The following is an 11721-nucleotide window of genomic DNA, read 5'->3' as shown; positions in this document are numbered from 1 at the left end:
ACGCAAATGCTTCCACACTGATAAAAAAAGGCCCGACATCATCAGGTCGGGCCATGGGATAAAATCACATTGTTTTTATTGTCTCACTATTTTTTGGACGGAGCCCTTTCGGTCGTTGGCCCAATAGTCGAGGAAATAGACACCCGAGGCGCAATCCGAAAGGTCGATGGTGACGACATCATCCGCATCCGGACCGGCAAACTCGTCACGATAAACAACTTTTCCGAGCACGTCGGTGACGGCAACCCTGATAGTTCCCGATGTTCCAGACGGCAACCGCAACGCTACCACGTCGTGAAATGGGTTCGGATAAACCGTTGGCCGGAAATTACCCGTCGGATTTTCAACCGACAGGGACGTAGGCTCGACCATGCCGACGCTCCCGTCCTCGATCGAGGTTTGAAGCAACGGGAAAAACGGGTCGCTGTGAAACCAGTTGTATTCGATCTTTCCGTCTTCCTCTACTTTTTGGCGGATCACGTTCTGATACGTTCCGAATGGCAGGATCAATGTCCCGTAACCGTCATAAGTGGCCGTAAATTCCGTACTCGAGGCGACCGTCGGACCATAGGAATCCGTGAAAACATCGTTGAAGTCGTACGGGAATTCCACTACCGTCATCGGGTTCTGTGTATAATTCAAAGCGAAAACACCCGCGAAAATCATCGAAACCGTTTCCAGTTTCTGAGCCGATGTCTTGTTGTAATACCATAAATCGACGCCTTGTCCCTGGTAGAGAAAACAATGGTCGGCCATGAGGTATGAATTGGCATATGGCGTGCCCGCAGCGGGGAGAATCGTGGCCTGGCCTGCATTAACCGAATTCAGCGATGAAAAGTCCCAGGTTTGGTTCGGGCCGTCAGGACCGGGATCGAAATTTTGGACATCGGCGTAATAAAGATTGGCCGATAGGCTTGCGCCAACGTGTTCCTGTCGAATTTGAGGCTGGGCAAGCGCGCATAACGACGCTAATGCCGTGACAGCAGCCAGATATTTTTTTTTCATGTTCGTTTTTGATTTAGATGATGATTGGATTAAGTGATTTTTATCCCATAAAAAATTTGATTTGCCTCTTTGACTGCCGTGCCGACATTTTGTTACAACACTCACGGATAAACCATTCCCGATTGGTTGATCGAAATAGTTAAAAACTGTGAAAGTCGCGCCTCCGATAGCCCATTTCAGCTAAACTTTTGCTTACTTTTGCACACGTTTACACGATTCACTCCTCACATGGGAAAAAAATTCCTCTCCGCTCTTTTTTCAACCCGGTTGATGTCCATACTGTTCATCGTTTTTGCCATCGCAATGGCCGCCGGGACTTTTATCGAAAACGATTATAACACCGACACCGCAAGGATTTTGGTTTACAACGCCTGGTGGTTTGAGGCCATCATGTTGTTGTTCGTGGTGAATTTCATCGGAAACATCAAGCGCTACAACTTGTTAAGAAGGGAGAAATGGGCCACGTTGCTGCTCCACCTGTCCTTCATCCTGATTATTTTTGGTGCTTTTTGGACGCGTTACATCAGTTACGAAGGCGTGATGCCGATTCGCGAAGGAGCGACTGAAAACCGCATTTTTTCTGAGCGGACGCACCTCACGGTCATGGTCGACGGCCAGTACAAAGGAGAGCTCAGACGTCGCATTTACGAGGAATCGCTTTTGCTCTCGCCGGTTCTCGACAACGATTTTACGATGTCGGAAAAATTTGCCGATACGCCGTTCAAAATCACTTCGGACAAATACGTCATGGGCGCCACCGAAACCGTTCAGCCCAATGAAAACGGCAATACTTACCTGAAATTGGTCGAAGCCGGAGACGGCGGACGCCACGAGCACTACCTCAAGGAAGGTGAGGTCCAGAATATCCACAACCTGCTTTTTTCACTCAATAAGTTCACCCAGGGCGCCATCAACATCAACACGAAAGGCGGTGCGGTTACCGTCCAGATGCCGTTCGACGGACAGTTCATGCGCATGGCGGACAGGATGGAAGGCAAGGTCAAAAAAGATTCCCTACAGCCCATGATGTTCCGCTCGCTTTACAATGTGGGAGCGGCTCAGTTCGTCTTTCCTGACGCCCCGGTAAAGGGCTTTATGTCCTACAAATCGAATGGGGATTACAAAGCCAAGCAGTCGACTGACGCGCTTACGGTAACCATTTCGGCCGACGGCAAGTCCAAACAACTCACATTGATGGGCTCAAAAGGACAAATCGGGGAGCCGCAAAGCGTAAAGGTTGGCGACCTTGAATTTACGGTTTCTTTCGGAAGCAAGACTTATGAGGTACCGTTCAGCATCAAACTCAACGATTTTATCGCAGACAAATACCCGGGGACAGAAAAAAGTTACTCCGCCTACGAAAGCCGCGTTACCGTGCTCGACGGCAAGGATAAATTCGATACGCGCATCTATATGAACCACGTCCTGGATCACAAAGGCTACCGTTTCTTCCAGGCCTCGTTCGATCCGGACGAAAAAGGGACCGTACTTTCGGTAAGCCACGATTTTGTGGGAACCTGGATTACCTATATCGGTTATACGCTCTTATATATTGCCATGCTCGCGATACTGTTCCTGAAAAATGCCAGGATGGGTGAGGTCAGGAGAAAACTCCAGGGCGTTCAAAAAAAGAAAGCCAAAGCGGTTGCCATCGTGCTGTTGTTCACCGGCATTTCCGGCTTTGCACAGGAAGCGCCCCACGATCACGATCACGAAGGACACGATCATCCGCATAAAGCTGCGGCTCCCGTTCCTGTGCGCGATATGACACAGCGCCCGGTTTCGCTTCTCGATTCCGTAAAGAAATACATCGTCAGCGAGGAGCACGCGGCCCAATTCGGTAAGCTCGTTATACAGGATGAAAGCGGGCGCATGAAGCCACTCAATACGTTTTCGTCCGAATTGCTTCGGAAAGTGAGCAAGAAAGATTCCTACGAAGGCATGAATTCCGACCAGGTCTTTCTTTCTATGACCCAATTCCAGACGGCTTGGTTTGAAATTCCGCTGATTTACCTCAAAAGCGGCAATGACAGCATCCGCAAGATCATCGGAATCGACTCCAAGGCGAAATACGCCAAGTTCATGGATTTTTTCGACGCCAATTTCAACTACAAGCTTTCGCCTTATCTCGACGAGGCGTATCGTGCGGCGGTTCCGAACCAATTCCAGAAGGATTTCATCGATGCGGACAAGAAAGTCAATCTTTTGAATTCCGCACTTAGCGGCACAATCCTTCGTATTTTCCCGATTCCGAATGACGAAAACAACAAGTGGGTTTCCTATCCGCAGCTAGACCAAGCGAAACTCTCCGGCATCGATTCGACGTTCACCAAGCAAATCATCCCGATTTACCTTATGGCGTTGCGAAAAGCCACGTTGACAAAAGATTACAAGGAAGCCGATTTTTACCTTAACGGAATCAACAAGTTCCAGCACAAGCACGGCTCGAAGGTCATGCCTAGCGACGAGAAGATCGCCTCGGAGATCCTGTACAACAAATATGACATTTTTAAGCGTCTGTTCTACCTTTACATGACAGTCGGCGTGGTGATGTTGCTGTTTGCCATCGCCAATATTTTCGTGCGCAGGAAATTCATGCGTTACACCATCGGATTCCTGCATGCAACGGTCATCTTGCTGTTTGCCCTCCATACACTAGGATTGGTCGCGCGCTGGTATATTTCGGGGCACGCGCCTTGGAGTGACGCTTACGAATCGATGATTTACGTCGGATGGGCCACGATGCTCATTACGTTGGTCTTCTCCAAGAAATCGCCTCTTACGATCGCCTCCGGAACGTTCGTAGCTTCAATGATCCTGATGATCGCGCATTGGAACTGGATGGATCCGTCGATCGCGAACCTGCAACCAGTCCTGAATTCGTATTGGCTGATGATACATGTCGCGGTAATCGTGGCCAGTTACGGCCCGTTCACTTTAGGGATGGTGCTCGGACTCGTATCGCTGTTGCTGATGCTCTTCGTAACCAAGGAGAACAAGAAACGCATGGAATTGCACATTCGCGAACTTACTTACATCAATGAAATGGCCCTTACCATAGGACTCGTGATGCTGACAATCGGGAACTTTCTCGGCGGTCAGTGGGCCAACGAAAGCTGGGGACGCTATTGGGGCTGGGATCCGAAGGAAACTTGGGCGCTGATCAGCATCATGGTGTACGCATTCGTAATCCATATGCGATTGGTCCCGGGCATGCGCAGCAAATGGGTTTTCAGCGTAGCGAGCGTTTTCGCTTTTTATTCGATCATGATGACTTACTTCGGCGTGAATTTTTACCTCAGCGGACTGCATTCCTATGCAAGCGGGGACAAAGTCGTGACTCCGGATTTCGTTTACATTTCACTTGGCGTCGTAATCGCTTTGAGTGTTGCGGCTTGGTTTGGGCATCGGAGGATGGAGAAGGTTTAAAGTTTAAGGTTTAAGGTTTAAAGTTTAAGGTGTTGGCTGGTGTTCAGGACGGCTTTTCTTGATACTCCTATTGTAGACTAAGCTTCGGCTTTTTAGAAGCAATAGAAACGGCAAAGCCCATACTTGACTAAATTGGTGGAAGTATTTACCTTTTAGTGTTACGACACCAACTTTAAACTTTAAACTTTGAACAATCAAACATAACAAAAAAAAAGCCTCCGTTTCCACAGAGGCTTTTTTCGTTTTGACCATTTCCGATTTAAACCTTACCCAAAGTATACAGTTGCTCAAGCGTCGGGCTTTTGCTGCCGCCTTCAGGTTCAAGCGTGATCCCGAATGCCTCCGCTCCCGTGGCATTTTCTACAGCGAAAATACGCGAACCGCTGTTTTTGAAGTCGTCGAGAAGTCCTATGCTGGTCGGCGTGAGCGGTGTGAGCTTGAGCGACCAGACCTGGTAGACTTTCCCTTCAGGTGGTTCCGGTAAACCCGATGCGTCCACATAAACAGTGTTGGTCTGTTTGTTCCAATATACCTTTGCGGACGACTGCGGAGCGACAGCCTGTCCGGCCAATGCCACCACGGTATTGTTCTCGTCCCGGATCACATCGAGTGCCGTCTCTGTCGATTTGTTTCGGATTTCGAGATCGACGACGGTTTCCTCGAGCTTGGTTTTTTCATTTCCGGTGACGATAAGCTGCTCATCGGCCTGTTTCCAATTGTAGTAGCAATAACCGGCCCCAATTAGGAAAATGAGTGAAGCCGCCCATCCGATGAAAGCCGAACCTCGTGATTCGCGCTCCATGGGAACCACCTTGCCGTGTTTGAGTTCCAGCTTTGCTTTTATTTTCTCGAAATTCTCTGCCGAAAGGAAAGGGGAGAAACTGCTTGAAAGCTGCAATACCGCTTTCTCGATCGAGACGATTTCTGCGTCGATCACCTCGTGTTCCCGCGCCATTCTGCCAATCTCAAGATTCTCCTGATCGGTCAGCAATCCGTACACGTATAATTCGAGTATACCTGATTCTATGTATTCGTTCACATCCATTCTCTAGTCTGTCTGTATGGTTAGCTGCGTTAAAACGTTAAAGTTAAACTTGCAAATAATTCCGCAGGTCATTGATGCAGTTGCGGTTTTGTGTCTTTACGGTTCCCAATGGAATGCCAAGTTCGTCCGAGGCTTCCTGTTGGGTATATCCTTTAAAGAACAGCAAATTGATGATCTCGATGCACTTCGGCTTGAGTTTCTTGACAAATTCCCTAAGCCCTATGGCGTCGATACGCGAATTCATCTTGCTGCCGTCTTCGAGCAGATGTACGAAATTATCGCTTGAAAGGTTTTTCTTGTTGTTGTTGAATCCCTTTGACCGCAGCTTGTCTATCGCCGTGTTGCGCGCAACGTTGAGGATCCAGGTATAAAACCTGCCTTTGCTTTCGTTGTAACTTGAGATGTTTTTCCAGATTTTGACGAAGGTTTCCTGTAAGATGTCTTCGGCTTCCTCACGGTCTTTAATCATATTGCAGATAACGGCGAACAGGCTTTTCGAGTACATATTGTACATGTGCGAATAGGCGCGTTCGTCTTTGTCGGCAATCATTTTAAGCAGTTGTTCTTGCGTCATCGGATATGTCGTTTACCCAAATATATGATTTTATCTGTTTTTTAACAGCGAACCATCGCCCGATCTCAAAAAAAAATCTCGCACCGGCAAAAAAATAAAAAATTGCACGTCAGGGAAACCATCCGGTAATATGTTACGTACATAAGAACGCCCAATCTTTAAGCAATGCCGTCCTTATGCGTTTTTCCCCAATAATTTCTGCATGGGACGGCTTTTTTTAGCGGATGCCGGCCAGTTGTTTGGGATTCGGCCACAGACGCGAAAAGCCCGGAGCTACGAAAGCCGGGCTTTTTTATTTTTAAGTATCCGACTTTGGACTCAAATCGCTAGCTTTGGGAAACAATCCGTAATTCATTTTAAAATGAGTGCAAAAAGCATTTTCGCCTTTTTATTTTTTGTGGGCTTATCGGCCTTCTCCCAAAAACCGACCTCGATGGACAACACCAAAAAAAAGCTTCCGAGCCTATACGAACAAAACTTCAAAGTAGAGACGCTGACCGGCGAACAATTTGACCTCGAAAGCCTTAAAGGCAAAAAAGTGATGATCGTCAACACGGCTTCCAAATGCGGACTCACGCCCCAATACGAGCAACTTGAGATGCTGTACAAAAAGTACAAGGATCACGGATTGGTCATCATAGGTTTTCCCGCCAATAATTTTGCTGAGCAAGAACCGGGTACCAATAAAGAGATCGCTTCATTTTGCCAGGCCAATTACGGCGTTACGTTCCCGATGATGGCGAAAGTTTCCGTAAAAGGAGACGACATGGCACCCATTTACAGGTTTCTTACGCAAAAATCCAAAAATGGCCTCATGGATTCAGAAGTCGAGTGGAATTTCCAAAAGTTCCTGCTAAACGAAAATGGCGAACTTGTGCGCGTTGTCGAACCCAGGACCAGCCCGACAGACAAAACGATCGTTGCCTGGCTCAATCAAAAAGCGAAGTAAAAATGTTCCTGAGGCTGGACACTTTTCCGGATTCGCGACTTATCGGGCGCAATCTGGAAATGAGCTTTGCTCACGACCGCACGCCAGCACTCTGGAAGTCGTTTATGCCTGATCGCCACCAACTTCAAAATGCGAGGGGAAACGATTTGATTTCGCTTCAGGTTTATCCTCGCGGCTTCGATTTTTCCGATCCTCAGCTTGCTTTCGTGAAATGGTCCGGCGTCATTGTTCCGGATGGTCAGAAAGTGCCGTCCTCTATGGAAGCGTTGGAAATTCCGCAAGGGAGATATGCCGTATTCCTCCACTCAGGCTCGCCAACGACGGCTGCGGATACATTCAATTATATTTTCAGGGAATGGCTGCCGTCTTCAGGATTTGAACTCGATGAACGTCCGCATTTCGAAATCCTCGGCGAAAAATACGACAACAATTCAGCGAATTCCGAAGAAGAAATCTGGATCCCGATTCGCCCTATTTCAGGATCAACTGCATGAACATAAGGTCGAGCCATCGGTCAAATTTGAAAGCCGCTTGCCGGATCACGCCACATTCCACAAAACCGAACTTTTTATGAAAGGCAATGCTTTCCGAATTGGAAGCATCGATTCCGCCGATCATGTTGTGATAGCCTTGCTGCTTCGCCGATTCGATCAACGCGCTGAGCAGTTGCCGCCCAATGCCTTTGCCGGAATTGCCGTCGAGCACATAAACCGAATGCTCCACCGTAAAGCGGTATCCCGTGCGTTCCCGAAAAGTGCCGTACGTACTGAATCCTAGTATGCAACCTGAGGATTCGGCCACGAAAACCGGGAAATTTTTTTCGCATTTCTGCGTAAACCATTGTTGCTGGTCGCCTAGCGTTTGAGGATCGTAATTATAATTGGCCGTAGTGTGAAGGATCGAATGGTTGACGATCTCGAGAATGCCTTCCATATCGTCAAGCTCGGCGGGGCGTATTGCGATTTGGCTCATTTCGATTGTAATCGTGTTAGGATTTCGTCCGCTTCTTTGGTTCCGAAGCCGACGCGTTCACAAAATTTCTTGAGGATGCGGGCCGAAGAAATCGCATTCGGAACATCGCGCAGTTTTTCGTACAATTTGGCCGTAAGCAGGTAACCGTCCTTGGATTCCTGCAATTGCGTCGATCGCCTGCTCCAGTCGACGGCTTGCCGTAGAGCATTCACATCGTGGATTTCCTGCAGGTAAATGCCGGCTATGTGGCGCAGTGTCGCATAATCGTTCCATGCAAAATCCTTTGTCCCGCTAACGGCCGCGCGGTGGTAAGCCTTCCAGTTTTTCGTTTTTTCGTACAACTGCTTGTCGTAAACATAAGCCAGGGAATCGCCTTTGCGGATTTTGAGCTCCTTCACCGCCTGGCGTCCTTCGTTGTACCGTATCGTGTCGCCCCGTTCCGCAGCCGCTTTCAGTGATTCGGAAATGATGTTCTCGATCTTTCGGTCGACGCGCTTTTGGGAAGACACCGATGCGAATTCCGGCTGATGCCGCATCACATATTGGAATTCCCTTGACGAAATATCCGTAACGCCGTTCGCGATGATCTTCCAGTTGAGCGCACTTATCAGTTCCGCTTCTTTTTGGGTAGCCAAATAGGTGGAGGCGGTTTTCCCTGTCGGAAGATTGGCTTTGCGAAGGGCGAGAATCAATGCCATCGCCCGATTTCCGTCGGAAGTTGCGTTTTCAAAAGCTTTTCTCAAGTACGGAAGTTGCTTTTCGGTATTCGATGCGTCCTGGATTTCTTTGATGAAATCAGGCTTTTTAAACTCACCTCCAAATCCGTAAAGCAGGTTGGCATCAGCATCCAAAACTACAAACGCAGGATACGAAGTAACACCGAATTTGCGCGCCAGTTCGCGACCTCCGGCTTGCTCGACATCCTGGGCTGAGACGTGAAAATTCTGGTTCAGCAAAGCCGCGACTTCGGTATCCGGGAAAATTTCCTCCTTCATTTTGTGGCAATGCGGGCACCAGGAGGCGTAAATCATATAAAAGACCGGCTTGCCTTTGCTTTTGCCTGCCTGCATGGCTTTTTCGAACCCGCTCTCATCAAATGCGAACGACGGCTGTGCCCATGTCGCAACGGGTAGAAACAGTATAAAAAACAAGGTTTTCAGTAAGGTTTGCCGTTTCATTTTTTAGTAATTTAGCAGTGGTTTCCAGCAACGCAAATATAGTCGTTTTGTATTTCAGAACCGGACGTTGCAGGATGCCTTTCGAAAACACACTCCATGATTTATCCAAAAATCCCTTTGGCGCAGAGCGTCCTGCAAATCTGCCTCGCGAAAGGAGTTACCACGGTGGTTATTTCACCTGGTTCGCGCAATGCGCCGCTGACCATCGGGTTTGCAAACCATCCAGATTTTACCTGTTACAGCATTGCCGATGAGCGGTGCGCTGCGTTTTTCGCTCTCGGCATCGCCCAGCAGACCGGAAAGCCTGTGGCGCTTTTGTGTACCTCAGGATCGGCCCTGCTCAATTATTATCCGGCGGTGGCCGAAGCATTTTACAGCCAGATTCCGTTGGTCGTGATCTCGGCAGACCGTCCCGTGTCTAAAATCGATATCGGCGACGGGCAAACCATCCGACAACGCAATGTATTCGAGAACCATTCGGTCTTTAATGCGAATTTAACCGAGGAAGCCTCCGAAGACAACGACGAACTGATAAATGAAGCGATCAACAAAGCCTACCTGAAAAAAGGTCCGGCGCATATCAATGTTCCCTTTGAAGAGCCGCTATACGAAACGGTGAAAAAACTCACGGTCGACGCCACCATTTCGGCGACAGCAAAAGTATACCGCAACATTTCGGTGGAAGACATCATCGCATCGACGAACATTTGGAACGCGGCGAAAAAAAAGCTGATACTCATCGGTTCCAATGAACCGGCTTCGATCGACAGGGAAATTCTCGACGGTTGGGCCAAAGATCCATCGATCGTCGTAATGACCGAGGTCACGTCAAATGTGCACGGCGATTCGTTTCTCGACAATATAGACACCATCATCACACCTTTTTCCGACAGCGATTTTGAAGAATTCAGGCCCGAAATACTCATAACGTTCGGGGGCATGATCGTTTCCAAACGCGTCAAGGCCTGGCTTCGCAATTATCCGCCGGAACACCATTGGCACATCGATGCGTCGCGGGCTTATAATACTTTCGGTTGCCTCGCACATCATTTCGTAGCCAATCCCAACGATTTTTTCCTTCAGATCTTGCCTTTTACCAAGGATGTCAAAAGCGATTATGCAATGAAGGCGTCGGCGGTAAAACAGCTGCGCGCCAAACGACATGCGGAGTTTCTGAAAAAAGCGCCTTATTCCGATTTTTCGGTTTTCGGAAAACTGATTCCATCGCTTCCGAGACATTCGATGCTGCAAATCAGCAACAGTGCCTCGATTCGATACGCCCAGCTTTTTGACGTCGATAAGTCCATCGCCGTTTACTGCAACCGTGGCACGAGTGGTATCGACGGAAGCACTTCGACGGCCGTGGGAGCGGCTTTGGCATCGGGAATCCCGACCATCCTGATCACTGGCGACATCAGTTTCTTTTACGATTCCAATGCGCTTTGGAACAATTATATCCCGAAAAACTTTAAGATAATCGTTGTCAACAATTCCGGAGGCGGCATTTTCAGGATACTTCCAGGACATGCGGAAAATAAGGTTTTCAATACGTATTTTGAAACTTCCCATCAATTGACTGCGGAGCATTTGGCGAGAATGTACGGTTTCACTTATATCGCTTCGGCTGACGAAACGTCGCTCCCAACGGCACTTGAACAGTTCCACGCCTCGGAAACGAAAGCGATCCTGGAAATTTTTACGCCAGAGAAAAGCAACGACGGCGTCCTAAAGAACTATTTCAAAAATCTGGTATGAGCCATCTGGTAAGTGTAGGTTGGCTTTACGAGAATCGGGCCGATAAGCGGATGGTCGTACTCGATGCGAGCCTGGCGCATCCGCAAAAATCAGGCACGCATTGCATTCCAGAATCGCGTTTCTTCGACCTTGAAAATACGTTCAGCGATAAGCTTTCGGATTTGCCCAACACTATGGTTGCAAAGGACACGTTCACGATCGGGACGCGGAAACTCGGCATTTCAACCTCTTCTGTCATCGTGGTCTACGACAACAAAGGAATCTACTCGAGCCCGCGTGTTTGGTGGATGTTTCGTTCGATGGGGCATCAAAATGTCTTCGTCCTCGACGGCGGTTTGCCTGAATGGAAACGGAAGGGTTTTGCGGTATCCGACAAACATTCAAACCCGGAATTTGAAGGCGATTTCGTCCCGACTCCCGTAGAAGGAATGTTTTGCAATGGTCTCGCCGTGCTTTCTGCCATGTCTTCGTCCATTATTGTCGATGTCCGTAGCCGGGAGCGGTTTGCCGGCCTTGTCGAAGAGACTCGCGAAGGGTTGAGGAAAGGTCATATCCCTAGTTCGGTTAATCTGCCTTTCGAACATTTTATTGTCGACGGAAAACTCCGTGCTATGGCTCAAATCCGATCGTTATTCGGCGCCGAAGAACACGATTCGCTCATTTTCAGCTGCGGATCCGGTGTCACTGCCTGCATAGGAGCATTGGCCGCGGCCGAAGCGGGTTTTAAAAATGTTGCCGTTTATGACGGTTCGTGGAGCGAGTGGGGAAAGGATTCCGAAGACTTTCCGATAGCGTGATTATTTCTTCTTCGGGA

At 48.6% G+C, this 11721-nt stretch carries 10 protein-coding genes; 5 read left to right on the top strand and 5 right to left on the bottom strand.

What is annotated here, in order from left to right; all coding sequences use genetic code 11:
• Positions 1-75 precede the first annotated feature (75 nt).
• On the bottom strand, positions 76-1005 hold the full coding sequence (locus HC229_RS01085; RefSeq protein WP_191018588.1) for a T9SS type A sorting domain-containing protein: 930 nt from the start codon (positions 1003-1005) through the stop codon (positions 76-78).
• 270 nt (positions 1006-1275) lie between these two features.
• Between HC229_RS01085 and ccsA the strand changes: the two genes are divergently transcribed.
• Positions 1276-4434 carry a cytochrome c biogenesis protein CcsA gene (gene ccsA / locus HC229_RS01080; protein WP_223845483.1) on the top strand — a complete coding sequence of 1053 codons (3159 nt, stop codon included), beginning with the start codon at positions 1276-1278 and terminating at the stop codon, positions 4432-4434.
• Positions 4435-4693: 259 nt separating this feature from the next.
• Here ccsA and HC229_RS01075 read toward each other — a convergent pair whose 3' ends face one another.
• Complete coding sequence (locus HC229_RS01075; protein ID WP_191018586.1) at positions 4694-5479, bottom strand: anti-sigma factor; 786 nt, start codon at positions 5477-5479, stop codon at positions 4694-4696.
• A gap of 43 nt (positions 5480-5522) precedes the next feature.
• On the bottom strand, positions 5523-6053 hold the full coding sequence (locus HC229_RS01070) for an RNA polymerase sigma factor (RefSeq protein WP_191018585.1): 531 nt from the start codon (positions 6051-6053) through the stop codon (positions 5523-5525).
• Positions 6054-6486: 433 nt separating this feature from the next.
• Between HC229_RS01070 and HC229_RS01065 the strand changes: the two genes are divergently transcribed.
• Positions 6487-7002: a glutathione peroxidase gene (locus HC229_RS01065; protein ID WP_223845482.1), complete on the top strand. Its 516-nt coding sequence runs from the start codon at positions 6487-6489 to the stop codon at positions 7000-7002.
• A 2-nt stretch (positions 7003-7004) separates the two neighbouring features.
• On the top strand, positions 7005-7496 hold the full coding sequence (locus HC229_RS01060; RefSeq protein ID WP_191018583.1) for a GyrI-like domain-containing protein: 492 nt from the start codon (positions 7005-7007) through the stop codon (positions 7494-7496).
• On the opposite strand, the gene HC229_RS01055 is transcribed toward HC229_RS01060, so the two are convergent.
• Together HC229_RS01055 and HC229_RS01050 are read right to left on the bottom strand one after the other, a co-directional pair.
• Entirely contained in the window at positions 7474-7974 is a 501-nt protein-coding gene (locus HC229_RS01055) for a GNAT family N-acetyltransferase (RefSeq protein WP_191018582.1), read from the bottom strand. The two genes, HC229_RS01060 and HC229_RS01055, sit on opposite strands and share 23 nt — an antisense overlap.
• Positions 7971-9152 carry a thioredoxin family protein gene (locus HC229_RS01050; protein WP_191018581.1) on the bottom strand — a complete coding sequence of 394 codons (1182 nt, stop codon included), beginning with the start codon at positions 9150-9152 and terminating at the stop codon, positions 7971-7973. The genes HC229_RS01055 and HC229_RS01050 overlap by 4 nt, the downstream gene beginning before the upstream one ends.
• Positions 9153-9248: 96 nt before the next feature.
• On the opposite strand from HC229_RS01050, the gene menD reads away from it, so the two are divergent.
• Together menD and HC229_RS01040 are read left to right on the top strand one after the other, a co-directional pair.
• Entirely contained in the window at positions 9249-10907 is a 1659-nt protein-coding gene (gene menD, locus HC229_RS01045; protein ID WP_191018580.1) for a 2-succinyl-5-enolpyruvyl-6-hydroxy-3-cyclohexene-1-carboxylic-acid synthase, read from the top strand.
• On the top strand, positions 10904-11704 hold the full coding sequence (locus HC229_RS01040; RefSeq protein WP_191018579.1) for a sulfurtransferase: 801 nt from the start codon (positions 10904-10906) through the stop codon (positions 11702-11704). The genes menD and HC229_RS01040 overlap by 4 nt, the downstream gene beginning before the upstream one ends.
• The last annotated feature ends 17 nt before the right edge of the window (positions 11705-11721 follow it).

It is taken from the genome of Flavobacterium selenitireducens (assembly GCF_014748335.1).
Classification (GTDB): Bacteria; Bacteroidota; Bacteroidia; order Flavobacteriales; family Flavobacteriaceae; genus Flavobacterium; species Flavobacterium selenitireducens.
Note: the sequence above shows the minus strand (reverse complement) of the source record. Positions and strands in the feature narration are given on the sequence as shown.

What these genes read in the sequence shown, in the direction of transcription:
- HC229_RS01085 (WP_191018588.1), bottom strand. Translation starts at nt 1,005, where the DNA reads ATGAAAAAAAAATATCTGGCTGCTGTCACGGCATTAGCGTCGTTATGC.
- ccsA (WP_223845483.1), top strand. Translation starts at nt 1,276, where the DNA reads ATGTCCATACTGTTCATCGTTTTTGCCATCGCAATGGCCGCCGGGACT.
- HC229_RS01075 (WP_191018586.1), bottom strand. Translation starts at nt 5,479, where the DNA reads ATGGATGTGAACGAATACATAGAATCAGGTATACTCGAATTATACGTG.
- HC229_RS01070 (WP_191018585.1), bottom strand. Translation starts at nt 6,053, where the DNA reads ATGACGCAAGAACAACTGCTTAAAATGATTGCCGACAAAGACGAACGC.
- HC229_RS01065 (WP_223845482.1), top strand. Translation starts at nt 6,487, where the DNA reads ATGGACAACACCAAAAAAAAGCTTCCGAGCCTATACGAACAAAACTTC.
- HC229_RS01060 (WP_191018583.1), top strand. Translation starts at nt 7,005, where the DNA reads ATGTTCCTGAGGCTGGACACTTTTCCGGATTCGCGACTTATCGGGCGC.
- HC229_RS01055 (WP_191018582.1), bottom strand. Translation starts at nt 7,974, where the DNA reads ATGAGCCAAATCGCAATACGCCCCGCCGAGCTTGACGATATGGAAGGC.
- HC229_RS01050 (WP_191018581.1), bottom strand. Translation starts at nt 9,152, where the DNA reads ATGAAACGGCAAACCTTACTGAAAACCTTGTTTTTTATACTGTTTCTA.
- menD (WP_191018580.1), top strand. Translation starts at nt 9,249, where the DNA reads ATGATTTATCCAAAAATCCCTTTGGCGCAGAGCGTCCTGCAAATCTGC.
- HC229_RS01040 (WP_191018579.1), top strand. Translation starts at nt 10,904, where the DNA reads ATGAGCCATCTGGTAAGTGTAGGTTGGCTTTACGAGAATCGGGCCGAT.